The following is a 15,154-nucleotide window of genomic DNA, read 5'->3' on the forward strand; positions in this document are numbered from 1 at the left end:
GGCGGCTGAGTGATGTCATATTCGGAATCGAAGTTAAAAATATTTTCTTGCAGCTCTAATCCCAAGCTGGCAAATGAGATAGCCAAGTATATTGGTGTTGAGCTTGGTAAAGCTGAGATGAACAAGTTTAGCGATGGAGAAATTCATATACGGTTAGATGATAGTGTCAGAGGAAGCGACGTATATGTTATTCAATCAACCTCTGCTCCAGTTAATGATCATCTAATTGAACTGCTTGTTATGGTAGATGCTCTTAAACGAGCGTCTGCCAAGACGATTAATGTCGTGATTCCTTATTATGGTTATGCTCGTCAAGACCGCAAGGCCCGTTCGCGTGATCCGATTACTGCGAAATTGGTAGCTAATCTGATTGAAAAGGCAGGAGCCCACAGAGTGATTGCTATGGATCTGCATGCGATGCAAATTCAAGGCTTCTTCGACATTCCAGTTGACCACCTGCTGGGCGTTCCTATTCTTGGGGATTATTTTCATGAGAAGGGCTTACCTTTGCCAGTTGTTGTCTCACCAGATCATGGTGGGGTTGTTCGGGCACGGAGATTGGCAGACACCCTTCAGGCGCCTCTCGCTATCATTGATAAACGTAGGCCCGAGCCGAATGTTGTTGAGGTCATGAATATTATTGGGGACGTAGCGGGTCGCACAGCTATTCTAATTGATGACATTATCGATACAGCGGGTACGATTGCGTTAGCTGCTAAAGCGTTAAAGGAAGCGGGAGCGAAGGACATATACGCATGCTGTACGCATCCTGTTCTCTCTGGACCGGCCATAGAGCGTCTTGAGGCTTCTCCAATCGTTGAGATCGTTGTGACGGATACAATTGCTCTTCATGAGCCAATCGGAACCTCTAAGCTACGAGTATTATCTGTTGCTCCGCTTATGGGTGAAGCGATCGTGCGTATTCATAAGCATCAGTCTATTAGTAAGCTGTTTGAGCCTCATGCGTAAAATAAATGTTTAATCACCTCCTCCCTAGGGTAAAACAAAGGTATACGCTTTGAGGAGGTAATGGCATGAGCTCGACACTTATGGTACAAGCACGTACGATTGCAAGTAAGGGTGATCTGCGCAACATCCGTTCTGAGGGTAAGATTCCAGGAGTTATATATGGTAAAGGACTGGCTAGTCCCACTAATATTTCAATAGACGCCAAAGAGCTTGCGTTGATGCTGAGAAGTCATGCGAATGCGGTTATTGAAGTTGACATTCCTGGAGCTGGGAAACACCCTGTAATGATGGCTGGCCTGCAGAGAGACGCACTTTCCCGTCAGGTGATGCACATCGACTTCCACCGAATTAATATGAATGAGAAAATAAAAACCGCTGCACGCTTAGAAATAACGGGGGTTTCGCCGGGAGAAAAGGAAGGCGGAATGCTTCAGTTGATCTTGCATGAGGTAGAAATAGAGTGTTATCCGAAGGATATTCCAGAATCCATTTTTGTGGATGTGAGCAACCTAGCCATGGGAGAGCATCTTTCCATTAGCGATCTGAAGCTAACCGCTGGAGTTGAAGTTATCCAAGACCCATCAACCGTAATTGTTGCGGTATTAGCTCCGCAGAAAGAGCGTACAGAGGAGCAGCTGGATGCTATGGCAGATGAGGCTGAGGAAGACCGCAAGCATTATGAAGCCGCTCAGGCAGTGGATATAAGCTAAGGGTTACTCTACTCTGACTCTGGGTATGAAGAAAGGGCCGCGCTGAGCGCGGCCCTGTTTATGCTTGTGCGATTGGATAGGAAACAGATCATTCGGTGCTGTTACTTTATACTAATAGCCTGGGCGGGAAACAAAGGTAAATTGCTTGCGATTGTAGAAAATATTGTTGACCTGAACGAATTCTTTGCCATAATATTCGATAAACCCGATATCGCTGTGACGACGCCCACAATAAATTTGCACTGGAACCTCAGAACACATATGATCTAGGAAATGACGATCATCATAAATCATTTGGCCGTTCATGTACACATCAATTCACCCTCTTTCTCTATTGGACTCTGTAATCATTAGGACACACGAGGGGTGTCAAACGTTGCATTAGAAAAAAATATTCATTTTTATAATTAAGCAGGAGGCTGAGTAAAGATATGCGATGGATTGTTGGTTTAGGGAATCCGGGCGCTGCTTATGTACATACACGGCATAATGCGGGGTTCATGGTCGTTGATGAATTAGCTCGTCGATTGAATATCAATGTCGGAACGCAGAAGTGTAAAGCATTGATTGGAGAGACACGTATAGGAGATACGAAGGTTGCCCTTCTAAAGCCTATGACCTATATGAATCTGTCAGGAGAATCGCTTCGTGCTTTCATGGATTTTTACAAAGTAAAGCTTGAGGATCTTATTGTAGTGTATGATGATCTGGATACAGAGGTTGGCCGCATACGGCTGAGATACCAGGGTAGCCCTGGAGGGCACAATGGAATTAAATCGATTATTCAGCATACAGGTACACAAACATTTAATCGTGTGCGAGTAGGTATTTCTCGACCTGAGCCAGGAATGGTCATATCGGATTATGTTCTGTCCTCCTTCGCTAAGTCAGAGAAGGAAAGCTTAGGCAAGTCTATCGAAGACGCATGTGATGCGATCGAATTTTCATTAAAGCACTCCTTCGAGCAGACAATGGCCAAGTTTAATGCTAAAGGGTAAAGACGCTTAAATTTGAGTTTTTTCGGGAATACTGGAGGAAGAGGCGGAAGCTGCCGCATAACCTTACTTCAGGAGGCATACATATGGCTGTGAACTATATTTGCCGACATTGCAGTATGTCACTCGGACGGTTTGAGGATGCAGATGTTCCAGAATATCGTCTGGGCTTGCATTTCTTGACCCCCGAAGAGCGAAAGCGTATAATAGCGTATAATTCCAACGGGGACGTGACCGTACGGGTAATATGCGAGTATTGCAGTCAGACCTTGGACGCTCATCCGGAGCTCGCCTTGCTGTCTAATCCACTGCAATAAATGCTGAAACTTCACGCTCCGACATCCTCAAGGAGTCCTTGGCTTGCGCCGGGGCTTTTTTCAGTGATTTAAGAGGGGCACCATTTCTACAGATTGGATATACGTATGTATAAACGTCTGTCATTATCGACCACATACTGTAAGGTAAAGTACTGCATTGGCTGTTGAACTTCGAGCAGTCGGTGTGTTTGTATCGAGAGGGGAAATGCCATGAAGCCGCTAATCCAATCGTTAGTAACGGATCCCGATTTAATTAGCATCATACAAGGATTAAAGGGTGGAATGCGGGAGCAGCTCGTTGCAGGCTTGTCTGGCTCCGCTCGTCAAGTGACTCTTGCCGGGATGTATCGTGAATTACAACGTCCTATTCTTGTAATCACACACAATATGTTTTCGGCACAAAAAATGACGGATGATCTGCAAGAGTGTCTATCGACCGATGAAGTTCTGCTCTATCCAGCTAATGAGCTTATTGCAGCGGAAACCGCGATCTCCAGCCCTGAAACGTCGGCTCGTCGACTAGAGGTATTGCTCAAGCTTGCGGAAGGCTTCCGCGGCATTATTGTCGTGCCGTTCGCGGGTGTTCGGAAATTCCAGCCAGACCTGCTAACGATGTCTGAGGCGCACATTGATCTTAAGGTCGGCGACACTTTGCCGATGGAGCAGTTCCTTCGTGGCATGATTGAATTAGGCTATGAACGGGTAGATCGGGTTGAGCAGAAGAGCCATCTGAGTGTGCGTGGAGGGATTGTAGATTTCTTCCCACTTGCCTCTTCAAGTGCGTATCGGGTGGAGTGGTTTGATGATGAGATTGATTCTATTCGAACGTTCGATCCTGCGGATCAAAGATCTATCGATAAGCTAGAGAGCTATACCGTACAGCCTTGCCGGGAATGGATTGCAGGTGAGAGACGCTTCCAGAATGCAGCCAAGCATGCTCAGGATTTGTTGGAGAAGCAGCTGGAGAAGATGGCTGATCGTCAAGCGAAGGAACGCTTGAGCTCAGAGATTTCTCGAGAGATTGAGCTCCTGCGGCAAAATGTTTATTTTACCGAAATTTACAAATATATTTCTTTGCTCTATCCGGAACGGCAGACACTGCTGGACTACATTCCGAAGGACACTGTTCTGCTCATGGATGAGCCGAACAGGCTAGGTGAAACAGCTCGTCAGCTTGAACGCGACGAATCGGAGTGGACGACCCACCTTCTACAGCAAGGCAAGTCATTGCCTGGCTTTGTTCTGGCTGTCCCAGCTGAGCAAGCGCTCTATCCGAAAGGTTTTCAGACGGTATATATGTCCTTGTTCGTTCGCCAAATTCCTCATACGCAGCCCCAGAACATCATTAATTTCGTCTGTCGCTCGATGCAAAATTTCCATGGACAGATGAACGTTCTCAAGGCTGAGATGGAACGTTGGCGCAAAGGCGGAATTAAGATCGTTATGCTCGCGGGCAATTCCGAACGCGCAGATAGAATGAGACGGGTATTGGAAGATTACCAGATTGAGGCACCGGAAATTTTGCAGGGTAATCTGCAGAGTGGTTTTGAGCTGCCATCTATTAAGCTGGTTGTCATTACGGAAGGTGAGATGTTTACCCAGAAGCAACGTAAGGCTCGTCGGGTAGATCGTCATCTGGACAATGCAGAGAGAATTAAAAGCTACACCGAGCTCAAAGTCGGGGATTATGTCGTGCACCAGAACCACGGTGTGGGTAAATATCTTGGAATTGGGACACTCGAGGTCGGCGGTATTCATAAGGACTATCTTCATATCGTCTATGCGGCGGGGGATCGTCTTTCCGTTCCTGTAGAGCAATTCGATCTTATTCAAAAATATGTGGGCAATGAGGATAAGGAGCCGAAGGTAAGCAAGCTCGGCGGATCTGATTGGAATCGAGCTAAATCGAAGGTTAGGTCCTCCGTGCAGGATATCGCCGATGATCTAATTAAGCTATATGCGGCACGGCAATCTACGGTTGGTTTCGGATTCGGGGAGGACACTCCTTACCAGCAGGAATTCGAAGAAATGTTCCCTTACGAGGAAACTGTAGATCAGCTTCGTGCTATTCGTGAAATTAAAGAAGACATGCAAACTGCTCGTCCGATGGATCGCCTGCTGTGTGGAGACGTTGGCTATGGCAAAACGGAAGTCGCTATTCGTGCGGCGTTTAAGGCTGCCATTGAAGGGAAACAGGTTGCAGTCCTAGTGCCGACAACTATTCTTGCTCAGCAGCATTATGAGACATTCCGCGAGAGATTCTCCGGGTATCCGTTCAATATTAAAGTTCTAAGCCGTTTCCGGACACGCAAGGAACAGACGGATACAATGAAGGGCTTGAAGGCAGGGACGGTTGATGTTGTCATTGGTACACATCGTTTGCTGTCACAGGATATTATTTTCAAAGAGCTAGGCTTGCTTATCGTGGATGAGGAGCAGCGCTTCGGAGTTACACATAAGGAAAAGCTGAAGAGAATCAAAACCAATGTGGATGTGCTGACCCTGACGGCTACTCCTATTCCCCGCACGCTTCATATGTCCATGCTCGGGGTACGAGATTTGTCCGTTATAGAGACGCCACCGGAAAATCGTTTTCCTGTTCAAACCTATGTCGTCGAGTATAGCCCAACGCTTATACGGGAAGCCGTTGAGCGGGAATTAGCTCGCGATGGGCAAGTATATTATTTGTTCAACCGTGTTCAAGGCATCTACCAGATGGCAGAGCAGATTAGTGCTCTCGTACCGGATGCTCGTGTTGCCGTAGCCCATGGTCAAATGTCGGAGCAAGAGCTTGAGCGGACTATCTTGGATTTCTTAGATGGGGAATACGACGTGCTAGTTAGTACGAGTATTATAGAGACCGGAGTAGATATCCCGAACGTGAACACGCTTCTTGTACATGATGCGGACCGGATGGGCTTATCGCAGCTTTACCAGCTTCGGGGTCGTGTCGGACGCTCTAATCGTATCGCCTATGCGTACTTTACGTACCAACGGGACAAGGTATTAACAGAGGTTGCTGAGAAAAGGCTGCAATCAATCAAGGAATTCACGGAGCTGGGCTCCGGATTCAAGATTGCTATGCGTGATTTGACTATCCGCGGAGCGGGTAATTTGCTTGGCGCTGAACAGCACGGATTCATTGCCTCTGTTGGCTTTGATTTGTACTCACAGATGCTCGCAGAAGAAATACAAAGCCGCAAATCCGAGATGGGTGGCGTCGTACTGCCGCCTCAGCCTGTTAACACACAGCTGGATCTGGGTGTAGATGCTTATTTGCCTCCGGAATATATTTACGACAGCATTCAAAAAATCGAAATATATAAGAAGGTAGCAGCAGCCACTTCTTTAGAAGATGTTGCAGACTTATTCGAAGAGCTGATGGACCGTTTCGGTGAGCCGCCTAAAGCGGTGCTTAATCTGATGACGGTTGTTAGGCTGAAGGTATACGGACGACAATATGGAATTGAATCCATAGTCCGACGTGGGGATGAGGTTACATTAAAGCTCGAAGAGCGTCGACGTGAGGATGTCGATTCGAGCAAGCTTAAGGCACTGGAAGCTAAGTTCCAAGGCCGGATGGTGCAGGCAATAACTGCTCAGCAGCTCCTTATCCGCCTGAAGGTGAGAGGGCTTGATGAGAACGCCTTATTGGCGTTGGTAGAGGATTTTCTGGTACAATATAAAGAAGCGACAAAATCAAAGGGGGAACTACAGGATGTTGCACCGTAATCGCATGTCATACCGCCGGTTCGCTATGCTTATGCTGGCAGCTGTCATGCTAGTCGCAATTATTTCCGGTTGCGGTAAGAAAGAAGAAGGTAAGGTTATTGCTTCGTATACAGGTGGGGAAATTACAGACAAAGAGTTCGATAAATACGCAGCATTTACTGCTTTAATGAACCAACAGAAAGCGATGTATATGTCGATACCACAGTTTAAAGAACAATTCATTAAGCAATTCATCGTGTCAAAGGTACTAATTAAAGAGGTATCCAAAGACAATCTCAAGGAAGTTGATACGGCTGCAGCTACTTTTAAGAAGCAGCTGGAAGACGGAATGAAATCAACTCCTGAGCTTAAGGAACATATGAAGACTAGTAAGCTAACGGTTAAAGATGCGGTTGCATTCTTTAAGATCGATGCAGCTTTCGAGAAATATTACACCACTAAAGGTGAAGAGCTGAAAGCTAAGGTTACCGAAGAAGAAATTAAAACAGAATTCGATAAAAATCCTTCCGATTTTAACGTGGTTACCCTTCGTCACATTCTAATCGGCACGTCTGACCCATCTACTAATGCGCAATTAAAATCAGACGAAGATGCGCTTAAGCTTGCTAAAGAAGTTAAAGTGAAGCTGGAAGCAGGCGGAGACTGGAATGCTCTAGCTAAAGAATATTCCACAGATCCTAGCTCCAAAGAAACAGGCGGCTTATACGAGAAGCAAAAGGCAGGAGTATGGGTGCCTGAATTTAAAGAAGCGGCAAACAAGCAGGAAATCGGTAAAGTAGGCGACCCTGTTCGTACGCAATTCGGCTATCACGTCATGAAAGTCGAAAGCCGTGAGGCAACACCGTACGACAAGCTTGTTAAGGAAGATAAAGACAAGCTGTCAGTTGCTGTTGCTACAACCCTATTGGGCGATTTCTTAACGAAAGAACAGGACAAGCTGGGTATCAAGGTAACGTTGCCGGCAGAACCTACGCCTACCGCGTCAGGCTCTCCTAGCGCTTCTCCTTCAGCATCACCAAGTGCGTCTCCAAGTGCTTCACCGAGCGCTTCGGGGTCCTCTAAGTAAGCTATAACGAACGGATTAAAGACGTCTACGGAACTGCGATCGGATATAACGATCGGTTCTGTGGACGTCTTTTTTTGTACGATTGGAAAGTTTAAGTTTTTTTGGTTCTTTATTTCACTAATCGCCCGATTCAGCATGTACCGCCATCCCAAGGACGGTGAAGTCGTTTTACGTGGTCCTTCGATTTTAACTTGCTGAGTGAACTACACATATGGGTTGGCAGACAGGTATGTGTAGTTCGCTCAGGAAGTCCGGGGAGCAGAGGGGCTCGCAAAAAGACGAATCTTGATAGATCGCTTATAGCTTGTTTTCTCGGAGATTATAACAAAGGACTTGACAAGTGATCTCCTATGAACTAAATTAAATAAAAACCAATAGGTATACTTGGTATTAACAATTTAGTTGACCAGAACGCTGGAAACTAAGCTCCGCCGCACTTATTTATGTGCGTAACAGGAGCTTGGTTTTTAGTCGTTGCACGGAGGTGAATTCATGATTGTCATAAGCAAGCTAAGTAAGTCTTATAAAATCGCTAACAACACCTTTACAGCGCTGAAAGACCTGGATTTAACTATCGGGCGCGGCGATATATTCGGCATCATTGGGTTCAGTGGTGCTGGCAAGTCCACGTTGGTTCGTTGTATTAATCGGTTGGAAGAGCCGGATTCTGGCAGTATCGTCATAGGCGATACCGTCGTCACGGATCTTAATCAGAAGCAGCTGCGACAAGCTAGACAGAAAATAGGAATGATCTTTCAAGAATTTAATCTATTAGAGGCCAAGACGGTATTTGATAATATTGCCTTCCCATTGAAGGTTGCAGGTCACGATAAAGCTCATATTCAGAAACGTGTTCTCGAGGTTCTGGATATGGTGCACCTCAGTGATAAGGTAAATGCTTACCCTTCGCAATTAAGTGGGGGACAGAAGCAGCGCGTGGGGATTGCAAGGGCCCTCGCGAATGAGCCTGACGTTTTGCTGTGTGACGAGGCCACATCAGCTTTAGATCCGCAGACGACGTATTCCATATTAGAGCTACTTCAAGAAATCAATATAAAGCTTAAGCTAACGATTGTGCTTATAACCCACGAGCTTGATGTCCTTCAGCATATCTGTAATAACGTCGCTGTTATTGAACAAGGCAGAATTGTTGAGACGGGAACCGTAGATAAATTTTTCCTTAATCCGGAGAGCGATACGGCGCGCAGATTCGTGAATATTATCGAGTACTATCGTCAAAGGCGGCATGTCATAGAGGGAGTAGGTGCTGGCATATGAGAGACGATCTGCTTGATCTACTATGGAATGCTTTTTGTCAGACGCTCTATATGCTCGTATGGTCATCATTTTTCTCTATTATATTAGGTTTATTGCTTGGAATAACGCTAGTGGTTACGGAAAAAGGGAACGTGCTAGAGGCGCGGATAGTCCACAGGATTGTTAGCGTCATTATTAATGGAGTGCGTTCGCTCCCATTCATTATATTAATCGTTCTGCTTTTACCTGTTGCGAGATGGGTAGTAGGTACCTCACTTGGACCTACTGCTGCGATTGTCTCGTTATCCATCGGGGCAGCCCCCTTCCTTGGGCGAATCATTGAGAGCTCTCTGAAGGAAGTGGCTTTGGGCAAAATCGAAGCGGCTAAGGCCTTTGGGGCTTCTCCCTTCGACATTATTTTCCGAGTATTAATTCCTGAGGCTTTACCAGCATTAGTTCGGAGTCTGACTATTGCAATTATCGCAGTTACTGAGCTAACAGCGGTAGCTGGGGCCATAGGAGCAGGAGGACTTGGGAGTCTCGCCATCAGGTTTGGTTACATGAGATTCAGGGAAGATATTATGTTTTCTACCGTGGCTATTATTATTTTGATGGTGCAGATCATTCAGTGGACAGGCGATTATATTGCTAAATCGATTAACAGAAGACGTTATAAACTGGATTAGTAAAGGACTTGTATTCAATGATTCTAGGTTTCACAGCTTCAACAAATAGATACAAAAATAGAGAGTGGGAGTGAGAGAGAATGTCCAAGAAAAGCTTGTTTGTCCTGATTTCGTTATTTGTTATTTTTAGTGCGGTGGTCACAGGGTGCGGTTCGAACAACAAAAAAAATGAATCATCTCCATCACCATCAGCTGCAACATCTAATTCACCGGAGGCATCGGAATCCAATAGCCCGTCCCCGGAACCAGAACCAGAGGTTACTCTTAAAGTGGGTGCGGCAGCAGTACCTCACGCGGTTATCCTAGAGCATATTAAGCCAGCGCTGAAGGAGCAAGGTGTTAATCTAGAGGTTGTTATATTGGATGATGAAGGTCAGCTTAACCCTGCCCTTAAAGAAGGCCAAATCGACGCAAACTATTTTCAACACGTACCGTATTTAGATTCCATTAAGAATGAGAAGGGCTATGATTTCGTTGTAACGACTAAAGTTCACGTAGAGCCGATCGGTTTTTACTCCAGCAAGCTGAAATCGAAGGAAGACATTAAGGAGGGTGCAACTATCGGTATTCCAAACAACCCTTCTAATGAATATCGGGCATTAGTGTTACTTGAGGCACAAGGCCTAATCAAGATTAAAGAGGGAATCACGACTTATGAAGCCACTCCGAAGGACATTGTAGAAAATCCATTAAAATTGAAGTTCGTAGAAGCGGATTCTGCTACATTGCCACGTTCATTACCTGATCTGGACGGCGCAATCATTAACACAAATCTTATTCTTGAGGCTAAAATAGATCCGAATACAGCTTTGTTCCGTGAAGATGCTAACTCACCTTATGCGAATATTATAGTTGTTCGTAAAGGCGACGAGAACAAAGACGCTATCAAGAAGCTAGATGCGGCACTTACAACTCCTGACGTTAAGAAATTTATTACGGATACTTATGGAGTAGGGGTAGTTCCAGCATTCTGATCAATGAGAAATGATTAATGATCAGTAATTATCGATGAGAAATGATTAATGATCAGAAATTAAAAAATAAACGATTTGTAGAAACCCTCTTCGTAAGGAGCCTAGAGACGCCGGTCTCCATGCTCTTTGCGGAGAGGGTTTTTTGGTTTTAAAAGATAACGAATGGCAATGATAATCTTGCTGTGAAGAATCAGCAAGCTGTTGGCAACAAACGTGTGCCTCCGGTATAATGAAGCTCGACCGAATGATTGCCTCTAAATGGATGAATACTCCAGTCAAGGGTGAACGCATAAGAAAATGGCAGAGGTTGAATACTACATCTACAATTCGCTGTCACCTTTTTCCGATTGAACACGTTCGTCATAAAGGCCGGTAAGTCATTCGGGCCGGTAGCTAAGATTGAATACACAATGAAAGTGGGGCAACAAGAGCTATGAAAGCAACCGGGATTGTACGCCGTATTGATGACCTCGGAAGGGTCGTCATTCCTAAGGAAATCCGTCGCACGCTTCGTATCCGAGAAGGAGATCCATTAGAAATTTTTGTGGATCGGGATGGCGAGGTTATTCTTAAAAAATATTCTCCGATTGGGGAGCTAGGTGATTTCGCGAAGGAATATGCCGAGTCTTTGTCCGAAAGCACAGGACACATCGCCATGATTTCAGATCGCGATACCTTCATTGCTGTTGCAGGGGCATCCAAGAAGGAATACTTGGACAAGGCCGTTGGGAATTTGCTTGAAACCTGTATGGAAAACCGTAAAATTATTGTTGAGCCGAGCACTGGTAGCTATGAGGTTCTACGCGACATTAATGAGACAATTGGCTCTTTTGTTGCGGCACCTATCATTGCAAGTGGTGACCCTATCGGAACCGTTGTCCTTCTTAGCAAGGATGAGTCGGTAAACATGGGGGAAATGGAAAGCAAGATGGTGGAAACGGCAGCGGGTTTTCTCGCTAAACAGATGGAACAGTAGGACTAAATAGCAATAAGTGAAAAAGTTTCCCTGAGCAGAAGCGATATCTGTTCGTTGGGGAGCTTTTTTGCTATGCGGCTTTAGATTATAATCTAAACAACGAGCCATGATACGGGAAAATGAGCAGGATAGAAAATGTATTCGGGTTATCGATAATGGAATGGGGAATGGTACCGAATGCGAGAAGGTCACAAATCCGAGGGAATTGGCAAAAAGGCGATCTGGCAAGGGGCAGCATTACTAGGAGGAGCAGCTCTACTGTCTAAGCTGATAGGTACGCTTCAGAAAATACCACTGCAGAACATGGCGGGGGATGAAGTGTTTGGTCTGTACAGCGCGGTGTATGCACTTGCCGTCATGTGGATGACGCTTGCTGCCGCTGGGATTCCTGTCGCAGTCAGTGCACTTGTGGCGGAGAGATCAGCTCACGGCGATGAGCAAGGGGCACAGCGGGTGCTGCGTTGGTCATTGGGACTGCTGGGCATTAGTGGTCTGCTCATGTTCGGGTTGTTATGGTTCGGAGCAGATTTATTAGCGGGATGGATGGGGCTTGAATCTGCAGCACCTGCTATTCGGATGTCTTCCTTCGCGCTGCTGTTTGCGCCAATTACTGCAGTTCTAAGAGGATACCGGCAGGGACAGATGCAGATGCTTCGTCCTGCGATATCGCAGCTGTCTGAACAATTCGCACGCGTTGCATTTATGCTAATAGCCCTTATTTGGGCGGTTCGGGCGGGATGGTCATCTGCCTCTACTGCTGCAGCAGTGCATGGTGGATTAGCTGCAGGTGCCATTGCAGGGCTTCTTGCCATGCTATGGGTCACGGGAAAAGGACGGACTCAGAAACCAGTGATCGTCCGCTCGAAAGGGGCTAAGATGACCTTCAGTAGTCAAGGTCTTGGAGCATCAGGTCAGCCTATTCGGATTGTGAAGCTGCCAGAAACTCGGAGGGCTCTGCTGAAAAAGATTGTAGGAGTGGCTATTCCCGTAGCCATTGCTTCTGTTGTCGCTCCTTTACTTGGACTGATCGATGCTTTCTCGCTTCCTCGTTTGTTGCAGCAGGGGGATGTGGAAGCGGTGTGGTCTCTAGCTCAGTATGGCATCTACAATCGCGGTGTCGCTTTGCTGCAGCTTGTTGTTATGGGCGCTGCTGGCGCGGCATCGGTGCTCGTTCCGGCGCTGACCGCTGCTCGGGCTCGCGGTGATGAAGCTGGGTTTGCTGAGCGGGCCGTATTTGCCATGCGTCTGGCTTGGTGGTTTGGCGGTGCCGCTGCAATCGGATTGGCATTGCTTGCTTCGCCTATCAATAAAGCTTTATTCTCTGATGGTAGCGGTACTGCCGCGATGGTGATTATCGCTTTTGCCGCAGTGGGCGGCACGCTGCAGGCGGTGAGCGCCGCACTGCTGCAGGGCATGGGCAGCCTGCGGGCGCCTGCGGTCAATCTTGCAGCAGCGGTGCTGCTGAAGCTTACGCTCAACGCGGCACTAGTGCCCGCGTACGGCATACGCGGCGCAGCCGCCGCGATGGCAGTGGCTTACGCCACCGCCGCACTGCTGAACGCGCTATCCTTACGTCAGCGCGTTCAACTGCCAGCCCCGCGCCTAACCGTCGCGTGGCGCTCAACCGCGGCGCTCGCCGCCATGGCGGCCGCGGTCGCGCTCACTGCGCTAGGGCTAGGCGCGCTAACCGCCGCCCTGCCCACGCGCCTAGCGGCCCTCCTCGTCGCCCTGCCGGGCGTCGCAGTCGGGGCCGCCATCTTCGCCGCGGCGCTCGTCGCCCTAGGCGCCATCACTCCGCCGCAATGGCGAGAGCTGCCGGGGCTATCCGGCAGCCGTATCGATACATGGCTGCTGCGCTTACATAAGATCGCTCAGCGCCCAATCAAAACATCTCAATCCCAGGAAGGATGATTCTATATGCCACCCTCAATTAAAGTCGTCGGACTCGGCTCCGGCGGAGAAGATCAATTAACGCTCGGAACACTTAAGGCATTGGAGCAATCCACCCATCGCTATGTACGTACAGCGGATCACCCCGTTATTGCTGATTTGATGCTGCGGAATATTACTTTTGATGCTTTTGATCGTATTTATGAACAGTTAGAATCATTTGAGGCGGTATACGAAGCTATTACACAGGAGCTTCTTGAAGCTGCTATAAAGCATCCCGACGATATTATTATTTACGCAGTACCTGGTCACCCGATGGTCGCTGAACGAACGGTGCAATTGCTTCGTCTGCATGCTGTCAAGGAGGATGTACAGTTACAAATCATTGGCGGCGAAAGCTTCTTAGATCAGGCATTTACACGCTTAGGCTTTGATCCTATTGAGGGCTTTCAGCTACTGGATGCGGCGGATTTAACACGTGAGCATCTCAGACCGCGTCTACATTCGGTTATTGGACAGGTTTACGATGCTTTTACGGCCTCCGAGGTCAAATTAACGCTGATGAATGTTTACCCGGACGATTACCCGATTATTGTCGGACAAGCATTGGGAGTCGTCGGACACGAAAATATTGTAAAAATACCGCTTCATGAGCTCGATCGGCTGGAGACTTACGGCAACATGATGCTGGTCTACATTCCTGCCGACAACGATGATCGTTTGCGTCGACGCTCTTTCGAGAGGCTGCACGATATTGTGTCTATCCTCCGCAGTCCAGAAGGCTGTCCTTGGGATCGTGAGCAGACGCATCAATCCATTCGCCGTAATTTTATAGAAGAAACCTTTGAGGCGATCGAAGCGCTGGATCTCGATGATCCAGATGGTATGAGGGAAGAGTTTGGCGATGTTATCCTGCAGGTTCTTCTTCATAGCCAGATGGAAGAGGAGACTGGGGCTTTCGATGTTTACGATGTATTGGCGGAGCTGAACGATAAGCTTATTTTCCGTCATCCTCACGTGTTTGGCGGCGAGAATGCCCAAGATGCAGAAGAGGCTTTGAAAAATTGGGAGCAGATGAAGGCCGAAGAAAAGAAACGCAAGGGAGTACCGGAACGTGAGTCGATTTTAGATGGCATTCCCAAGGACCTGCCTGCGCTTCCTCGCGCCCATAAGCAGCAGAAGAAGGCATCGTCAGTAGGCTTTGATTGGCCCGATTTGAAAGGTGTTTTCGACAAGATTGAAGAAGAGCTGCAGGAGCTCAGGCATGCGGCAGAGAAAGAATCGCCGGAGCGCCAGCAGGATGAATTAGGAGATTTATTATTCGCTGTCGTTAATGCTTCAAGGTTCATTAAAGCCGATCCCGAAGAAGCGCTAGCGGGCACCAATCGTAAGTTTGCAGCACGCTTTAAGTACATTGAGGAACAGCTACGTATAAGCGGCCGAACTTTTGAACAAACTGATTTGCTAGAGATGGAAGATTGGTGGCAGGAAGCTAAAACTCGCCTTTAACCTTAAAAAAACCTAAAATTCGCCGAAATACCCGTACTTTCTACCTATTTCGAGAAAATTTTTCGATTTTTGC

The 15,154-nt window shown here is 47.2% G+C and carries 13 protein-coding genes; 12 read left to right on the forward strand and 1 reads right to left on the reverse strand.

Annotated features, from left to right (window positions below):
• Positions 1 to 12 precede the first annotated feature (12 nt).
• Positions 13 to 969 carry a ribose-phosphate diphosphokinase gene (locus tag KCTCHS21_RS00270; protein ID WP_130604593.1) on the forward strand — a complete coding sequence of 319 codons (957 nt, stop codon included), beginning with the start codon at positions 13 to 15 and terminating at the stop codon, positions 967 to 969.
• A gap of 65 nt (positions 970 to 1,034) precedes the next feature.
• Positions 1,035 to 1,679: a 50S ribosomal protein L25 gene (locus KCTCHS21_RS00275; protein WP_130604594.1), complete on the forward strand. Its 645-nt coding sequence runs from the start codon at positions 1,035 to 1,037 to the stop codon at positions 1,677 to 1,679.
• A gap of 111 nt (positions 1,680 to 1,790) precedes the next feature.
• Here the strand turns inward: KCTCHS21_RS00275 and KCTCHS21_RS00280 are convergent, their stop codons facing one another.
• On the reverse strand, positions 1,791 to 1,985 hold the full coding sequence (locus KCTCHS21_RS00280; RefSeq protein WP_179952653.1) for a hypothetical protein: 195 nt from the start codon (positions 1,983 to 1,985) through the stop codon (positions 1,791 to 1,793).
• 125 nt (positions 1,986 to 2,110) lie between these two features.
• Here KCTCHS21_RS00280 and pth point away from each other — a divergent pair, with 125 nt between their 5' ends.
• The 10 genes from pth to yabN all read left to right on the forward strand — a co-directional run bounded on the left by pth (position 2,111) and on the right by yabN (position 15,081).
• A complete protein-coding gene (gene pth, locus KCTCHS21_RS00285; RefSeq protein WP_130604595.1) occupies positions 2,111 to 2,677 on the forward strand; it encodes an aminoacyl-tRNA hydrolase in 567 nt (188 codons plus the stop codon).
• An 83-nt stretch (positions 2,678 to 2,760) separates the two neighbouring features.
• Positions 2,761 to 2,991, forward strand: a complete 231-nt coding sequence (locus tag KCTCHS21_RS00290; protein ID WP_130604596.1) for an anti-sigma-F factor Fin — start codon at positions 2,761 to 2,763, stop codon at positions 2,989 to 2,991.
• Between the two features lie 210 nt (positions 2,992 to 3,201).
• Positions 3,202 to 6,723: a transcription-repair coupling factor gene (gene mfd, locus KCTCHS21_RS00295; RefSeq protein ID WP_130604597.1), complete on the forward strand. Its 3,522-nt coding sequence runs from the start codon at positions 3,202 to 3,204 to the stop codon at positions 6,721 to 6,723.
• Positions 6,710 to 7,789: a peptidylprolyl isomerase gene (locus KCTCHS21_RS00300; RefSeq protein ID WP_130604598.1), complete on the forward strand. Its 1,080-nt coding sequence runs from the start codon at positions 6,710 to 6,712 to the stop codon at positions 7,787 to 7,789. The genes mfd and KCTCHS21_RS00300 overlap by 14 nt, the downstream gene beginning before the upstream one ends.
• Before the next feature lie 492 nt (positions 7,790 to 8,281).
• On the forward strand, positions 8,282 to 9,067 hold the full coding sequence (locus tag KCTCHS21_RS00305) for a methionine ABC transporter ATP-binding protein (protein ID WP_130604599.1): 786 nt from the start codon (positions 8,282 to 8,284) through the stop codon (positions 9,065 to 9,067).
• The gene (locus KCTCHS21_RS00310; RefSeq protein ID WP_130604600.1) at positions 9,064 to 9,732 is read left to right on the forward strand and encodes a methionine ABC transporter permease; all 669 of its coding nucleotides are present in this window, start codon (positions 9,064 to 9,066) and stop codon (positions 9,730 to 9,732) included. Before KCTCHS21_RS00305 ends, KCTCHS21_RS00310 begins: the two co-directional genes overlap by 4 nt.
• Positions 9,733 to 9,812: 80 nt before the next feature.
• Positions 9,813 to 10,706 carry a MetQ/NlpA family ABC transporter substrate-binding protein gene (locus KCTCHS21_RS00315; protein WP_130604601.1) on the forward strand — a complete coding sequence of 298 codons (894 nt, stop codon included), beginning with the start codon at positions 9,813 to 9,815 and terminating at the stop codon, positions 10,704 to 10,706.
• Positions 10,707 to 11,139: 433 nt separating this feature from the next.
• Positions 11,140 to 11,682, forward strand: a complete 543-nt coding sequence (gene spoVT / locus KCTCHS21_RS00320; protein ID WP_130604602.1) for a stage V sporulation protein T — start codon at positions 11,140 to 11,142, stop codon at positions 11,680 to 11,682.
• A 177-nt stretch (positions 11,683 to 11,859) separates the two neighbouring features.
• Positions 11,860 to 13,593 carry a polysaccharide biosynthesis protein gene (locus KCTCHS21_RS00325; protein WP_130604603.1) on the forward strand — a complete coding sequence of 578 codons (1,734 nt, stop codon included), beginning with the start codon at positions 11,860 to 11,862 and terminating at the stop codon, positions 13,591 to 13,593.
• A 6-nt stretch (positions 13,594 to 13,599) separates the two neighbouring features.
• Positions 13,600 to 15,081, forward strand: coding sequence for a bifunctional methyltransferase/pyrophosphohydrolase YabN (yabN, locus tag KCTCHS21_RS00330; protein ID WP_130604604.1), 1,482 nt, complete (start codon positions 13,600 to 13,602; stop codon positions 15,079 to 15,081).
• The last annotated feature ends 73 nt before the right edge of the window (positions 15,082 to 15,154 follow it).

It is taken from the genome of Cohnella abietis (assembly GCF_004295585.1).
Lineage (GTDB): Bacteria > Bacillota > Bacilli > Paenibacillales > Paenibacillaceae > Cohnella > Cohnella abietis.

What these genes read in the sequence shown, in the direction of transcription:
- KCTCHS21_RS00275 (WP_130604594.1), top strand. Translation starts at nt 1,035, where the DNA reads ATGAGCTCGACACTTATGGTACAAGCACGTACGATTGCAAGTAAGGGT.
- KCTCHS21_RS00280 (WP_179952653.1), bottom strand. Translation starts at nt 1,985, where the DNA reads ATGAACGGCCAAATGATTTATGATGATCGTCATTTCCTAGATCATATG.
- KCTCHS21_RS00310 (WP_130604600.1), top strand. Translation starts at nt 9,064, where the DNA reads ATGAGAGACGATCTGCTTGATCTACTATGGAATGCTTTTTGTCAGACG.
- spoVT (WP_130604602.1), top strand. Translation starts at nt 11,140, where the DNA reads ATGAAAGCAACCGGGATTGTACGCCGTATTGATGACCTCGGAAGGGTC.
- KCTCHS21_RS00325 (WP_130604603.1), top strand. Translation starts at nt 11,860, where the DNA reads ATGCGAGAAGGTCACAAATCCGAGGGAATTGGCAAAAAGGCGATCTGG.
- KCTCHS21_RS00290 (WP_130604596.1), top strand. Translation starts at nt 2,761, where the DNA reads ATGGCTGTGAACTATATTTGCCGACATTGCAGTATGTCACTCGGACGG.
- KCTCHS21_RS00305 (WP_130604599.1), top strand. Translation starts at nt 8,282, where the DNA reads ATGATTGTCATAAGCAAGCTAAGTAAGTCTTATAAAATCGCTAACAAC.
- pth (WP_130604595.1), top strand. Translation starts at nt 2,111, where the DNA reads ATGCGATGGATTGTTGGTTTAGGGAATCCGGGCGCTGCTTATGTACAT.
- KCTCHS21_RS00315 (WP_130604601.1), top strand. Translation starts at nt 9,813, where the DNA reads ATGTCCAAGAAAAGCTTGTTTGTCCTGATTTCGTTATTTGTTATTTTT.
- mfd (WP_130604597.1), top strand. Translation starts at nt 3,202, where the DNA reads ATGAAGCCGCTAATCCAATCGTTAGTAACGGATCCCGATTTAATTAGC.
- yabN (WP_130604604.1), top strand. Translation starts at nt 13,600, where the DNA reads ATGCCACCCTCAATTAAAGTCGTCGGACTCGGCTCCGGCGGAGAAGAT.
- KCTCHS21_RS00270 (WP_130604593.1), top strand. Translation starts at nt 13, where the DNA reads ATGTCATATTCGGAATCGAAGTTAAAAATATTTTCTTGCAGCTCTAAT.
- KCTCHS21_RS00300 (WP_130604598.1), top strand. Translation starts at nt 6,710, where the DNA reads ATGTTGCACCGTAATCGCATGTCATACCGCCGGTTCGCTATGCTTATG.